At 44.3% G+C, this 13,399-nt stretch carries 15 protein-coding genes; 3 read left to right on the top strand and 12 right to left on the bottom strand.

Features of this window, described 5'->3' with window-relative positions:
• Nucleotides 1–2: 2 nt before the first annotated feature.
• From moaA to LC20001_RS00915, 3 genes are all read right to left on the bottom strand, one after another.
• On the bottom strand, nt 3–998 hold the full coding sequence (gene moaA, locus LC20001_RS00925) for a GTP 3',8-cyclase MoaA (protein WP_003679276.1): 996 nt from the start codon (nt 996–998) through the stop codon (nt 3–5).
• Nucleotides 999–1,140: 142 nt separating this feature from the next.
• The gene (locus tag LC20001_RS00920) at nt 1,141–1,389 is read right to left on the bottom strand and encodes a MoaD/ThiS family protein (RefSeq protein WP_029507605.1); all 249 of its coding nucleotides are present in this window, start codon (nt 1,387–1,389) and stop codon (nt 1,141–1,143) included.
• The gene (locus LC20001_RS00915) at nt 1,386–1,793 is read right to left on the bottom strand and encodes a molybdenum cofactor biosynthesis protein MoaE (protein ID WP_003679278.1); all 408 of its coding nucleotides are present in this window, start codon (nt 1,791–1,793) and stop codon (nt 1,386–1,388) included. The genes LC20001_RS00920 and LC20001_RS00915 overlap by 4 nt, the downstream gene beginning before the upstream one ends.
• A gap of 186 nt (nt 1,794–1,979) precedes the next feature.
• Here LC20001_RS00915 and LC20001_RS00910 point away from each other — a divergent pair, with 186 nt between their 5' ends.
• The 3 genes from LC20001_RS00910 to LC20001_RS00900 are packed head-to-tail and all read left to right on the top strand — an operon-like array spanning nt 1,980 to nt 4,848.
• Nucleotides 1,980–3,008: a FecCD family ABC transporter permease gene (locus LC20001_RS00910; protein WP_010011260.1), complete on the top strand. Its 1,029-nt coding sequence runs from the start codon at nt 1,980–1,982 to the stop codon at nt 3,006–3,008.
• Nucleotides 3,005–3,802 carry an ABC transporter ATP-binding protein gene (locus LC20001_RS00905; RefSeq protein WP_003679282.1) on the top strand — a complete coding sequence of 266 codons (798 nt, stop codon included), beginning with the start codon at nt 3,005–3,007 and terminating at the stop codon, nt 3,800–3,802. Before LC20001_RS00910 ends, LC20001_RS00905 begins: the two co-directional genes overlap by 4 nt.
• 14 nt (nt 3,803–3,816) lie before the next feature.
• Nucleotides 3,817–4,848 (top strand): ABC transporter substrate-binding protein, encoded by a 1,032-nt coding sequence (locus tag LC20001_RS00900; protein WP_010011258.1) that lies wholly within the window; start codon nt 3,817–3,819, stop codon nt 4,846–4,848.
• 49 nt (nt 4,849–4,897) lie between these two features.
• On the opposite strand, the gene LC20001_RS00895 is transcribed toward LC20001_RS00900, so the two are convergent.
• The 9 genes from LC20001_RS00895 to LC20001_RS00855 all read right to left on the bottom strand — a co-directional run bounded on the left by LC20001_RS00895 (nt 4,898) and on the right by LC20001_RS00855 (nt 13,336).
• Nucleotides 4,898–5,386, bottom strand: a complete 489-nt coding sequence (locus LC20001_RS00895; protein ID WP_003679284.1) for a PTS sugar transporter subunit IIA — start codon at nt 5,384–5,386, stop codon at nt 4,898–4,900.
• 13 nt (nt 5,387–5,399) lie between these two features.
• Nucleotides 5,400–6,248 carry a MurR/RpiR family transcriptional regulator gene (locus LC20001_RS00890; RefSeq protein ID WP_003679285.1) on the bottom strand — a complete coding sequence of 283 codons (849 nt, stop codon included), beginning with the start codon at nt 6,246–6,248 and terminating at the stop codon, nt 5,400–5,402.
• 69 nt (nt 6,249–6,317) lie between these two features.
• On the bottom strand, nt 6,318–7,775 hold the full coding sequence (locus LC20001_RS00885) for a PTS transporter subunit EIIC (RefSeq protein ID WP_003679286.1): 1,458 nt from the start codon (nt 7,773–7,775) through the stop codon (nt 6,318–6,320).
• Nucleotides 7,776–7,796: 21 nt separating this feature from the next.
• Nucleotides 7,797–8,687 carry an N-acetylmuramic acid 6-phosphate etherase gene (murQ, locus tag LC20001_RS00880; protein WP_010011257.1) on the bottom strand — a complete coding sequence of 297 codons (891 nt, stop codon included), beginning with the start codon at nt 8,685–8,687 and terminating at the stop codon, nt 7,797–7,799.
• Complete coding sequence (locus LC20001_RS00875) at nt 8,687–9,757, bottom strand: MupG family TIM beta-alpha barrel fold protein (protein WP_010011256.1); 1,071 nt, start codon at nt 9,755–9,757, stop codon at nt 8,687–8,689. Before LC20001_RS00875 ends, murQ begins: the two co-directional genes overlap by 1 nt.
• 214 nt (nt 9,758–9,971) lie before the next feature.
• Nucleotides 9,972–10,577, bottom strand: a complete 606-nt coding sequence (locus LC20001_RS00870) for an SGNH/GDSL hydrolase family protein (protein WP_029508028.1) — start codon at nt 10,575–10,577, stop codon at nt 9,972–9,974.
• Nucleotides 10,578–10,581: 4 nt separating this feature from the next.
• Complete coding sequence (locus LC20001_RS00865; protein ID WP_010011253.1) at nt 10,582–11,517, bottom strand: Dyp-type peroxidase; 936 nt, start codon at nt 11,515–11,517, stop codon at nt 10,582–10,584.
• Between the two features lie 141 nt (nt 11,518–11,658).
• A complete protein-coding gene (locus tag LC20001_RS00860; RefSeq protein WP_003679300.1) occupies nt 11,659–12,444 on the bottom strand; it encodes a pyruvate, water dikinase regulatory protein in 786 nt (261 codons plus the stop codon).
• A 247-nt stretch (nt 12,445–12,691) separates the two neighbouring features.
• Nucleotides 12,692–13,336 carry a helix-turn-helix transcriptional regulator gene (locus LC20001_RS00855; RefSeq protein WP_010011251.1) on the bottom strand — a complete coding sequence of 215 codons (645 nt, stop codon included), beginning with the start codon at nt 13,334–13,336 and terminating at the stop codon, nt 12,692–12,694.
• Nucleotides 13,337–13,399 lie beyond the last annotated feature (63 nt).

The following is a 13,399-nucleotide window of genomic DNA, read 5'->3' as shown; positions in this document are numbered from 1 at the left end:
TCTCAACCTCCAATTTGACTCATATGACGCCATGTCGGGGCTTTGTTGACCACCTTATCCGCATCCGCCATCGCCATTTCATGGTTAAGCGGCTTATTATCTAAGGCTTTTTGGATCAAGCGTTGAAATTCCTCCTTATCCGGAATAGCTTGGCGAATATTGATCTCTTCGTCCCAGTATAGGCAAGCTTTTACATAACCATCTGGTGTGATCCGCAAACGATTGCAGGTCTCACAGAATTTATTACTAATAGGGTGGATCAAACCAAAACTCCCTACAGCGTCCTTGATTTGGAAATTTTCCGACGGGCCATTACCCGTTAACTCAATTGGTTCATACTCTAGCCCATTTTCCGCACAAACATCGAAGACGCTCTTCAAACCAACGTATTCTTTTTGCCATGTTTTTAGCGGATTGCCGATCGGCATGAACTCGATGAAGCGAATATTTACGTTGTGTGTCCGGGTATAGTTCAAAAAGTCGATGATCTCATCATCATTTTGTCCCTTGATCACCACGACGTTTAATTTGATCATAAAACCAAGTTCAGCGGCGACTTCGATGCCTTTAAGCACCTGCTTAATGTTACCACCACGGGTGATTTTTTTGTAACGATCCGCATCGAAGGTGTCTAAACTAATATTTAGCCGTTGCAAACCCGCTTCCTTTAAGGCTGCAGCTTTGCGCGGTAAATACAGTCCATTCGTTGTAGCCGAAATATCGTCAATGCCAGGAATCTCATGAACACGGCGGACAATATCGACAACATCACTGCGTAACAAAGGTTCCCCGCCAGTAAAACGAACTTTAGAAATACCCATTTCGGAAAAGTTTTCTACCATTTGGACGATCTCGTCTTGCGATAGAACACGCTCCGTCGGGAAAAACGGTAGTCCTTCTTTTGGCATACAATAGACGCAACGCAACGGACAGCGATCAGTGATCGAGATCCGAATATAATTATGCAAGCGATCATAGCGGTCGTATAATTGTTTCATGAAAAGTTCCTCCCATACCCTATTATGCTGCCACGTTAAACACGTGACTATATCTGACTAATCAAGCAGAGTTCAGCAAATATTTCTGAACACTGTTAATTTAGCCTACATGTGGTTGGAAAATCAGTTTTTCCAACCCACTCTAACCACCACTGACTGGTGGAATTAAGGCAATCTCAGTAACCTCGTCAGGGGCAAAACGCTCCTCACTGACAAACGTTTGGTTGATGGCAACCAGGCAATCGGCTAAAACAGCGGCTGTTTGTGGAAATTGTTCCTGCAAAGCAGCCTTGACTGCAGCGGCTGTGATTGGTGCCGTAAGTGACAATTGAACTTCAGTTTGGCCAATTTGCTCAGCTAAAATCGCGAATAACTTGACGTTGAACATCATTGCGGACCTCCCCAGCGCACTTTGTCGGTATCAAATTCTTTCTTCCAAATCGGCACTTGCTTCTTCACAGTATCGATCAGGTACTCACACCACTTAAAGGCTTCACCGCGATGGGCTGCTGCCACACCAACAAAAACAGCTTCTTCAGTTAGCGCTAGATGACCCACTCGGTGAACGATCACCACGTTGGCGCCTTTAGCTTCGATCGCCACGGCTAACTTAGTCATTTCTTTGATGGCCATTTCTGTATAGGCACTGTATTCAAGCGACTGCGTTTCCACATCATCGGTCCACTGACGTACCGTACCCACAAAGGTCACGATACCGCCAAATTGTGGCGCTTTTAATTTTTCATACAGCGCTTGAACATCTAATGGTTGCGCTGCGATGGCAACATAATGCACGGCGTTTCCCTCACTTCTACCATTCCAAAGAATGTGCGAATTTTATCATTTGTTGCCTTCAGTATGGCAGACGCTTACACGAATTTAAATTAGTCAATTCCCTAATAAGCGTGAAAAACGCCACATGCTATAATTGAAACGAGCAGATAAAGATATTCTGCAAATTTTTTCTACCATAGAAGGCCGGTGGCTCACATTCAAAAAAAACATCAACTCAGCAATCGGCAATTGATCGGCGGTAGTAGTTTATTGTTGCTGGTAGTCGCGCTGGTTGCGCTTAGCGTTGGCCGCTACCCCTTGTCAGCCACAACGATCACCCGTTTTCTATTGCATCCACTGCATTTGGCACCGGCGCTAAGTGCCACTGACCAACAAATTATTTTCGAATTAAGATTACCGCGCATTATTGCCGCAGCAGTGATCGGTGCGGCGTTGGCAATTTCTGGGACCGCCTTTCAAGCTATTTTTCATAATCCACTAGTTTCACCGGACTTACTAGGCGTGTCCAATGGGGCTGCCGCTGGTGCCGCGTTGGCGATTATTTTAGGCGCACATACAGCCGGTATTCAGTTTAGCGCCTTTATCGGGGGACTATTGGCAGTGACTGCAGCGATCACGATCCAGCGTTTATTACACACGCGCGGTAGTTTGACCTTAGTGCTAGCTGGGATTATCATCAGCGGTTTTATGCAAGCAATCATCGGGCTATTAAAATACGTTGCCGATCCTGATCAGCAACTACCGAGTATTACTTATTGGCAACTAGGCAGTCTGGAAAAAGTCACCTTGACCAATCTTGGACTTAATTTACCGACTTTACTCTTAGCTGGAATCGTGCTTTATGCGTTACGCTGGCGTTTGAATTTACTCAGCTTGAATCCGCTGGAAGCCACCACTTTAGGCGCTAATTTACGCTTAGAACAAGGCATCGTCATTTTATGCGCAACGATTTTAACTGCCAGTGCAGTTTGCCTCAGTGGCACGATCGGCTGGATCGGCTTAGTCATTCCCCATGCCGCGCGTTTAGTATCAGGCCAAAACAATGCCAAATCCTTGCCGCTCGCTGCTATTTTCGGCGCTATTTTCCTATTGTTGTTGGACAGTTTAGCACGCACCGTCAGCGCCGGTGAGATTCCGTTAGGTATTCTGACTGGTTTCATCGGTACCCCACTGTTCGTCTGGCTTTTGCTAAAGAAACGAGTGACCTTATCATGACTGAATTAACAGCGCAGAATCTCAGTTTTGCTTACCAAGCGACGCCACTGTTTAGCGGGATCAATTTTCACCTTAAAAGTGGTCAAATTCACTGTATCCTAGGGCCTAACGGTGTCGGCAAGTCCACATTGCTCAACTGCTTAGCCGGTGCTTACCAACCGACTGACGGCCAGATCAAGTTGGATCAGCACGCACTAACTTCGCTTACACCGACTCAGCGCGCCCGTAAAATCGCCTACGTGCCGCAAATGAGTAGTGAACGTACGCCTGTCTCATTTAGTTTACGCGACTATGTTTTATTAGGCCGCGCACCTTATCTCGGTTTGCTCGCTGCTCCCAGCAAAAAAGACATTGCCAAAGCTGATCAGCTGCTGGACCGTTTTGGCCTAAGCGAGCGCGCTGATAACAGTTATTCGGCGGTCAGCGGTGGCCAGCAGCAACTCGCTAGTATTGTCCGTGCGTTGCTGCAGGAACCGGCATTAATCATTTTTGATGAGCCCACCTCTGCCTTAGATGTCGCCAATCAAGTGCGCGTACTCAAATTGATTCGCCAACTTGCTCACGCTGGTTACGGCATTGTTTTGACCACTCACGACCCTAACCAAGCGCTTTTACTTAATGACCAAGTTAGTACTCTAGCGCAAAATGGCCAGTGGCACAGCGGTACAGCAGCCGAACTTTTAACCAGTGACCACCTAAGCCAAGTCTACCAATTACCATTGCGTGTTCTGGAACTACCGGACAGCCACCAAGAAACTTGTATCGTCGATCAAACCACTTTTACCACGATTTAAAAGGAGGATTCTTCGTGAAACTTTGGAAAAAATGTGCTCTAGTTGCTGGTTTACTGGTAGCGACTACGATCATGGCAACACCTAGCCAAACTGCCAGTGCGCGTACGGTAACTGATCTAACCGGCACCAAAGTCACTTTGCCACAAAAAGTGACCCGTGTTGCCGACCTCTGGCACGCCAATAATCAGGTTGTTTTATTGTTAAATGGCCAGAAAAAATTAGTTGCTACCACGGATACGATCAAGCAGATGCCTTGGTTCACCACGGTGTACCCGGGGATCAAAAATGTGACTGCACCGCTAAGCGGCAGTGATCTCCAAACAGAAGAATTACTGAAACAAAAACCAGATGTAGTGCTGACTGCAGATGCCAGCCAAGCGGAACAAGCCAAAAAAGCCGGTATTCCCGCTGTTAACCTGATGTACCAAGATTTTGCCGGCTTAAAAAAATCGGTCAAAGTAACCGCGCAAGTATTAGGCGGTAACGCGCCGACCATCGCCCAAACGTACACTAAGGAACTGAATGGCAATATTAATTACGTGGCGAAACATCTTAAAAAAGGCACGCAAAAGCCTAAGGTCTTGCACATCGTCAACGCCCAAGATCTACTGAAAGTTGACGGGCGCGATACGATCGTCGATGAATGGATCAAATTAAGTGGCGGTCAAAATGCGCTAACGATCAAAGGTAATATGAAAGCAGTGACTGCCGAGCAGATCATTGCGGCTAATCCCGATGTGATCATCGTTGGCAGCACCACTAGCAAAGCGGCGCTAAAAACATTACGGGCGGATTCTCGTTTTGCAAATTTAAAAGCTGTCAAAGCTGGCCGGGTGTATGGTAACCCGCAAGGTACCTTTGCCTGGGATCGCTATAGTGCTGAAGAGGCCTTACAAGTCTTATGGGCGGCGAAAAAATTACATCCCGCTCAATTCAAACAATTAAACATGATCCAAAAAACGCAACAATTTTACGAAAAGTACTATCACTATGACTTAAGTAAAGCGGCAGCCAAACGTATCTTGGCCGGGGAAAAACCAGCTTAGTCAAACAAAAAAGCACGCTCAGTGAGCGTGTTTTTTTAGTGGTACATACTTATTTAAGACTAATTTCTTGAACAACTTCGCCAGCGGTAACTGATCGTGTTTCAACTGTGGTTAATTCAGCTACCACATCCATATTCGTGATGACCACAATAACGGTTGTTTCTTTACCAGCAGCTGTCACTGCTGCTAGATCCATTTTTACAAGTGGTTCACCTGCCGTAACCATTTGACCCTCACTAACATTTAATGAGAATGGTGCGCCATTTAATTCAACTGTGTCCAATCCCAAATGCAACATTAATTCTAGACCAGTAGATGTACTGATCGTTAGCGCATGTTTAGTTGGAAAAATACTTTCAATTTTACCGGTTATTGGTGCAACGATTTCACCAGTATCTGGCTGAACTGCAAAACCATCGCCCATCATTTTTTGTGAGAAAACATCGTCAGCTACTTGTTCTAACGGTATCAGTTTACCAGTTGCTAACGCGTGTAATTCATCTTTTGGACTACTTTTCTTTTTTAAAAAGTTAAACATATCGAACCTCCACTTAGTCAAAATACTTACCGATCACGTCATGTGAGTTGACGATCGGTAAAATACTAGCATGATAATTAGATGCCACATAAGCATAATAAAGTAGATCAACTGCATATAGTTGGGCCAACAAGGAAGTTGTCGCTGCACTACGCGTATTCATATTTTCTTCGCTATCATCATGCAATAGCAGTGTTGTCGCAAGTTTAGCGAGTTTACTTTTAGCCGCATGGGTTAGCACGATCACTGGCACCTGTTGATCTCGTGCCAACTTAGCTAGATTTTGACTATCTTTTTTTTGACCAGAATTAGAAATGAGTACCAAAACCGTTGGTTGTGTTTGTGCAGTTAAACCAGCTGCTAATAAATGTGTATCTAATGATTGAACTACTGATTTACCTACTCGGATAAACTTCTGTTGAAAATCCTGTGCCACTACATTCGAGGCACCTAAACCATAAACAAAAATTGTTGCAGCTGCAGTTAGTTGTTGCACCGCAGTTTGTACTGATGCTTCACTTAAGACCTGATTAGTTTGTGTGATCGTATGACTGACCCGCATAGCAAACTTATTTTTCACAACAGCCAAACTATCTCCAGGATTGATCTCGCTATAAAGCCGCTCATCAATTTCCGTTTCCGCTGAAAGACGCAACTTTAATGCTGGAAAACCACCTTCCGGACAAATATTCTTACTAAAGCGAATGATCGTTGCTGTACTGACGCCAGCTTTTTGCGCAAAAGTCGCCGTATTCATTTCAATCACACTACGAGGATGCTTTAAAATATAAGCCGCTACCTTTGACTCTGATGGTGATAGTTTACTTAATTGACTATGAATTTCAAATAGTATATTTTGCATACATGTCATTCCGTTTCATTTTCTAAATTAACCTTATCATAACGGAATTAGCTATATGTCGCTACCTCATTATGCTTCTTTAGGCAAAGTTGCTTCCTTAGGTACACCAAAGAAGTAAGTTGCGATAAAACCACCAATGTAAGCCGCCAATAAACCTGCAACATAGCCCAACCAGTGACCGTTATTGATCAGTGGAATCAATGCAATACCTGAAGGACCGATAGCAATTGCACCAATATTACCTAACCAACCTACAACAGCCCCACCAATACCACCACCGATACAAGCTGTAATAAATGGTCGACCTAGTGGCAACGTTACCCCATAGATCAATGGTTCGCCAATACCTAAGAAACCAACCGGTAACGCGCCTTTGATCAAATTAGTTAATTCTTTATTTTTACGACAACGAATCCATAAAGCTAGAGCTGCACCAACTTGTCCAGCCCCAGCCATCGCTAAAATCGGCAGTAATGGAGTTGCACCAGTTTTATTGATCATCTCAATATGAATTGGTGTCAAAATTTGATGGAGCCCAAACATAACCATTGGTAAGAAGAATAGTCCAAGAATGAACCCAGAAAAAGCACCGCCAACTTCTAATACCCAATTGATGCCACCAACTAGTGAGTTTGAGATTACCCCCGCAATTGGCATGACTAAGAAAATTGTAAAGACACCGACTACTAAAAGTGAGATTGTTGGTGTTACAATAATATCGATCGAATCCGGAATGATTTTATGCAGTCGTTTTTCAATAATAGCTAGAACCCACACTGCGAAAATAACACCGATCACACCACCTTGGCCTGCTGTCAAAGCTTGGCCATTAAAGATATTATGCAAGGGCGCTTCTGGTGTGATTCCATTCAACAATGTAACGGCACCGATCACGCCACCTAAACCTGGCGTTGCCCCAAACTCATTGGCACTATTGATACCGACATAGATCACTAAATAAGCAAAGACCCCGTTTTTAATAACATTAAGCACCGCTACAAAATCAGTCCAGCTCTTACCAATATCACCGGCAACAAGGAGATTCGACATTATCGCCGCAATCCCGCCAATTAACCCGGCACCAACAAATACTGGAATCAGAGGAATAAAAATATTTGAAATTGATTTTAGAATTCGCTTGATCGGCGTTTGTTTTTGTTTAGCTTTTTGTGCTGCCTTAACTTCTGCTGCACGTGCTTCCACTTTTTCACGATCAGTTAAACCCGCCTCAACACCAGTTGCTTTTGCCGTCGGAAAATCTTCACCTAAGCCCACGCCGACCTGTTCAACCATTGCGGCGGCTACCTTATTCACGGTTCCTGGTCCCACAACAACTTGTAACGTATCTTCTTCCACAACACCCATAACACCGTCAATTGCCTTTAAGCCAGCCATATCAACCTTCGACGTGTCTTTGATCGTCATCCGCACACGAGTCATACAATGAATCAACTTGGAAACATTTTCTGGTCCACCAACATTTTGATAAATCTCACGCGCAAGTCGCGTTACCTTATCTTCAGCCATAATAATAACCTCCCTATAAAACTAAATTGTTTTTCCAACAAAACCATTAGCTTGAAGTAAACGTTGCTCAGCCTCGTGCTTAGGTAAATCAGTCAATACCATAACGATCGCTAACTTCACATTTTGATCAGCAGCATAGAACGCTTGCTCAGCAACTTCTGCCGAACATTCAGTTGCTTGGCAGATAATTCGTTTAGCACGGGCTACCAACTTTTCATTAGTCGGCTTAACATCGACCATTAAGTTTTTGTAGACTTTACCGATGCCGATCATGGCGGTAGTTGATAACATGTTTAGGACTAACTTCTGTGCGGTTCCTGCCTTTAATCTAGTTGAACCAGTTAGAATTTCTGGACCAACTTCTACTTCGATCTTAATTGCAGCGTGTTGACTAATAACCGCATCACGATTACAAGCCAAGCTGACCGTACCGGCACCAATTGACTGAGCGTAATCTAAGCCACCGATCACATATGGCGTACGGCCACTCGCAGCAATACCAACCACCGTATCTTTAGCCGATAGGTTGCGTTCTTTTAAATCATCAATAGCCAACGTCAACGAATCTTCAGCGCCTTCAACCGCAACTGTCATCGCCTGCATGCCACCAGCAATCAAACCCTGTACCATTTCTGGTTCTGTACCAAATGTCGGCACACATTCGGCAGCATCCAACACACCCAGACGTCCGCTAGTGCCAGCGCCAATATAAAATAATCGCCCCCCTTGTTGAAAACTACGAATAATTTGTTGCACAGCTTGTTCGATCTCAGTAAGCGAATGCGCAATCTTTTGTGGCACCGATTGATCTTCCTGATTCATATCACTTAATATTTGGTGAATCGATTCCTCATCTAAATGCATTGTTTTTGTATTCCGTGTTTCTGTTGCTAAACTTTCCAAGTTGACCATTACTGTTCCTCCTCATGAATATTTTCCTTAATAAAACGAATTGTTTGTTTAGGTCGTACTAAAGCTAACAAAGTTTGACTATGAGCTGCCACATGGCCAATAACATTTACGCGCTGATCTGCAGTTAAATTTGTACGACAAATCTGTAGTTCACCCATATAACGCCCGTACCGCTCATTATCTTGTGTAATTGTTCCTAAACAACGTTCTACAGTATTATCTGAATGAATAACGCGAGTTCCGAGCTGCACACGTCCTTCAATCAAACGCACAACTTGTGCCGCAATATCGGGACGACTGTGCCAATCCTGCCGATACAAAAAGTGATGTGTTGTCGTTATCGGCAACACAAGTGCCCGTTGCTCAAAGTAGGCGCTAATTTGTTGCTGACCCAAAACTGATAATTCAGGATCACCAATATAAACATTATCCGTATGCCATTTTTTTAATAAATCTACAATAGCTATTAAAGGATGACGTTGTCGATCACATTCCAAAGTTGGTAAACCAGTATATATTGGTCCACGTTTACCTGCATCACCAGCCACAAAAGCCATTGTCCGCAAGCCTTGTTGCTGTAGCCATTCATTTTTTTCACTTAACCAAATCGCACTTAAGCCGGTTTCAGGACGTGGATAATAATTATGCCAAGCTTCCAAATTAGAAAAATCAGCTTGGAACTGACGTAATTGTACTAATTCATCTACGGTGATCGTGCTGGCATTTAACATCACTTTAGTTTGCTGCGATAGTTGAGCAATCTGCCGCAATGAAAAGCCATCGTCGATGCGAAGCCCGATATTTTTAAATACAGTTGCTGATAATAAATCATCATAGCTTAAATGTAATCGTCCAAGACCTTGTAGTGATAAATCACACGTTAATTCTAGATTCAATGTTTTACACCATTGAACTAAGCGTTGAAAACGTGTCATTACTAACTTAGGATCATCCTCTGGGATATGTAATGACGTAAAAACACCTGTAAAACCATGATTTTGCATAGAAGCTAAATATTGATACTGGTTATCAGTTAATTCCTCTGCTAAATATACTGAAAAGCCTAACATAATCTATCCACCGCCTTGTTAACCGTTTTCACAAAAATAAGTATAGCCTGTTTGTAATTTAATTACAAGCATATAATTTAAAAAATACTATTATTGTAATTTAATTACAATAATAGTATTAAAAAAAGGCATTCCGCCTTCTTGTTGTTATTAAATAAAGTTCACTATTCAAAACTCAGGAACAAAAAACACATAAACTAAAATCAAACGCCGCTTACTGTGTTCGGACAAATTCATCGATCATATGCGCAATGACGAGTTGCCCGGCATCATTGGGATGCAGACTATCAATACTATATTGTGCCGCCATAACCGGATCGGCAAAGTTCAGCCAACTTCGATACAAACTTAAATGCGGCACACTATAAGCCGCAGTCACTGCGGCGATAGCTTCCTCGTAAGCAGCCTGTTGCAAGCCTAACTGATTCGTCGTTGGAAAAAAATCATGGCCAATCTTAACGTGGGAAACAAAGTAAACCGCCATTTGCGGATGGGCCTGCAGTACGCGACGCAATAATTGATCTAACGCACCATAAAAAGTGACGTTATCACTATTACCTAACTGACCTAGCGGCTGACTCATCCCAAAATCGTTGATCCCACCATAAATCGTTAGTCGATCACAATCAGCTGGTATCAAGCGGCAGCTTTGCGCCATTGATGCATAATCAGCGTTGATCGTTGCGCCAGAAACCGCCAGTAAACTAACTTGGTTAGGCTGCCACCAATCTTTTAACCAGTCGTGGTACCACTTTTTCACTAATTGGTTGCTGGGGTCAGTGATGCTGTCGCCCATGGCACAATAATGCTGAAGCGTCATCGACTTACAGCGCGTCTTCGGCGATTTGGTCGAGCACAGTTTTTGAAGGAATAAAGAACAGGGCGCCAGTGATCGGTGTGCTGAAATCTAATAACCGATCACTTTTGGTAAACATGCTGGTCAGCATGCGTTTGGTGATCGCCCACTCGCGGGCATAGCCGATAAAATAGGTCCCGGTGACACCTTGATCAGAATACGGCACGTTCATCCGAACGATTTTGTGTTCGACGCCATTTTCATTATCTTGCGCAACAACATTATGGGCATTCTCTGCCTTTTCATCGTCAGCTAATTCCAAATCAGAATATTTCCGGCGACCGATGGCTTTTTCCTGCTCTTCAGTTTTCAGTGCTTTCCAAGCTTCCATATTATGGATATATTTTTGGGCAAAGGCGTACGAGCCGTTAATGAATTTGGGATCTTCATCACCGATCAGCGCATAGTCAGCCCCTTCGACCGCCGCTGGATTTTCAGTGCCATCGACAAACCCGATGATCGCGCGACCTTCAAAATAACGGAAGCCGTGGGTTTCATCCAGCACGGTCGTAGCAGCCTGAATAAAACTGCTAAATTGATCCATCACTTCATACGTGATCGCTTCATTATGCGCACGGACATGGAAAAACAAGTCGCCACCAGTTGCGGGTGCGGTATATTTAGGTCCTTCGATCGTAGTGAATTCTTCTAGTTCTTGCGGCCGTGGTGCCTCAGGGAATAAATAAGTCCAGGCCGGCGCACTAAAACCAAAAGTCACGCTCAAACGACCATCTGGATAACGAACATTCATACTATTGATCACTGACTGCATATTGGCGGCTAGATCCTGCACAGCGGCTAACTCTTGTACCTGATCCTCTCGTTTCAATAACAGGGTTTGAAAAATAACACTTTCACCAGCATCTTTATATACAGCTTGCGCATCGCGAACATCAATTGGCATTAATAGTCCTTCTTTCCTATAACGGTTATCTATTTAGATTGATTCTAATATAGTCATTATACGTGAAGTCGCTAATTTTGTAAAAACAATTCGCTTATACAACACAAATAGACGTACCTCAGATTGGCACGCCTATTTCATTTACCGCCGTTGCATGATCAACGCCGCAGTTTCCTCGACTGAGCGTTCAGTCGTATCGATCGGCGTGATCTGCAATTTGGTAAAAATTGCCGCTGCGTAATCGAGTTCCTTTTCGATCGAAGCAACGTCAGTATAATAATTATCAGCGGTTAACCCTAGCGCCGCCATTCGTGTCTGACGAACCTTTTGTAGCCGTTGCGGACTGATCGTCAAACCGACAATTTTTTCCTTAGGCAATTGATACACCGCTTCATCCAGCGGATTATCGGGTAATAACGGAATATTAGCGACCTTCAAGCGCTGTTCCGCTAAATAAAGACTAACGGGGGTTTTGGACGTCCGCGACACGCCTAGGATCAATAGATCAGCTTTAGCCAGCGTCTGTAAATTCTGCCCGTCATCATGCGCCACGGCAAAATCCAGCGCCGCCACTTTTTTGAAATAATCGCCATTGATCGTATGCAGCATCCCCGGCTGCGCTAATGGCGCGGTACCCGTTTGCGTCGTGAGCACTTGCATTAATGGCGACATATAGTCGACCAACTGCAACTGATGCTGCGCGGCAAAATCAGTCGCCCAAGTCGCTAATTTTGCGGTAACAAAAGTTGTCGCAACCACCGCTTGTTCTGCGACAGCATCCTGCATGATCGGCGCTAATTCATCGACTGTTGTCACAAACGGATACGTGCGGATCGTTGGCTTCAGTTGCGGATACTGCAGCAATGTCGCCTGCACTACGCGCTGTGCCGTCTCCCCAACGGCATCCGAAATAATGTAAATAATCACAACGCCACTTCCTCTACTTCACTTTTAAGGTAGCTAATTAGCAAAGTGCGCTAATTAACCTTGATGTTACGGACGATGGCCATTCTTGTGGCAGAGACCTCACCGCAAGAAACATGGCTCTACTTCACTTTTAAGGTAGTTAATTAGCAAAGTGCGCTAATTAACCTTGATGTTACGGACGATAGCCATTCTTGTGGCAGAGACCTCACCGCAAGAAACATGGCTCTACTTCACTTTTAAGGTTAAATCAAAGCCGTTCCTGTTCGAATTTTAAGCCTTGCTCCACAAAATAGGCCATTAAGCGTGTTTTGGTGAGCTTGCCGACAACTTTTTGCGTTCCTTCGGCTAGCACTGGCAGCGAATCGACCTGGTGCTCCTTTAATAAATAGCCGGCGTCAAGGATCCGCACATTGGGTGTGGTCGTGACTACGTTTGGCATCCGCGTCATGATCAATGAGGCGTAATTCTGCCGCAGATCACCACCGTTTATTGTGCTGCGTAGTAAGTCCTTACGCGAGATCACGCCCAGCAGCTGCTGTTGTTCATCCGCTACGTATAGCGAGCCCACATCATTCATGAACAGATTAGTCACTGCATCCTGCACCGTGGTCGTCGGCTTGATCAACACCGGCGCCAACATGATCGTCGCAATTGGCGCTTCATACAAGGCCTCAAATGACAGATTAGCCACCTGTTGGCCTGCGTAAAAATAGCCCACTTTTGGTTTGGCATCTAGCATGCCCGTCATTGTTAAAATTGATAGATCATTACGCAATGTTGGCCGCGTTAAATTCAGGTGAGCAGCAATCTTTGCCCCACTGATTGGTTGTTCGCGTTTTACGATCGCTATAATTTCTCGTTGTCGCTTAGTAAACTCCACGGCCAGCGCCATCCTTCATCTCATAATTAAGCTTAGCATATTTGAAAAAGTGCTAAGACACACTTTAGTATAGCT

Source organism: Loigolactobacillus coryniformis subsp. coryniformis KCTC 3167 = DSM 20001, from assembly GCF_002706425.1.
Taxonomy (GTDB): domain Bacteria; phylum Bacillota; class Bacilli; order Lactobacillales; family Lactobacillaceae; genus Loigolactobacillus; species Loigolactobacillus coryniformis.
This window is presented reverse-complemented; position numbering and strand designations above follow the sequence as displayed.

Coding starts and splice junctions, on each gene's coding strand:
- moaA (WP_003679276.1), bottom strand. CDS start 998: ATGAAACAATTATACGACCGCTATGATCGCTTGCATAATTATATTCGG.
- LC20001_RS00920 (WP_029507605.1), bottom strand. CDS start 1,389: ATGATGTTCAACGTCAAGTTATTCGCGATTTTAGCTGAGCAAATTGGC.
- LC20001_RS00905 (WP_003679282.1), top strand. CDS start 3,005: ATGACTGAATTAACAGCGCAGAATCTCAGTTTTGCTTACCAAGCGACG.
- LC20001_RS00895 (WP_003679284.1), bottom strand. CDS start 5,386: ATGTTTAACTTTTTAAAAAAGAAAAGTAGTCCAAAAGATGAATTACAC.
- LC20001_RS00890 (WP_003679285.1), bottom strand. CDS start 6,248: ATGCAAAATATACTATTTGAAATTCATAGTCAATTAAGTAAACTATCA.
- LC20001_RS00885 (WP_003679286.1), bottom strand. CDS start 7,775: ATGGCTGAAGATAAGGTAACGCGACTTGCGCGTGAGATTTATCAAAAT.
- murQ (WP_010011257.1), bottom strand. CDS start 8,687: ATGGTCAACTTGGAAAGTTTAGCAACAGAAACACGGAATACAAAAACA.
- LC20001_RS00875 (WP_010011256.1), bottom strand. CDS start 9,757: ATGTTAGGCTTTTCAGTATATTTAGCAGAGGAATTAACTGATAACCAG.
- LC20001_RS00870 (WP_029508028.1), bottom strand. CDS start 10,577: ATGACGCTTCAGCATTATTGTGCCATGGGCGACAGCATCACTGACCCC.
- LC20001_RS00865 (WP_010011253.1), bottom strand. CDS start 11,517: ATGCCAATTGATGTTCGCGATGCGCAAGCTGTATATAAAGATGCTGGT.
- LC20001_RS00855 (WP_010011251.1), bottom strand. CDS start 13,336: ATGGCGCTGGCCGTGGAGTTTACTAAGCGACAACGAGAAATTATAGCG.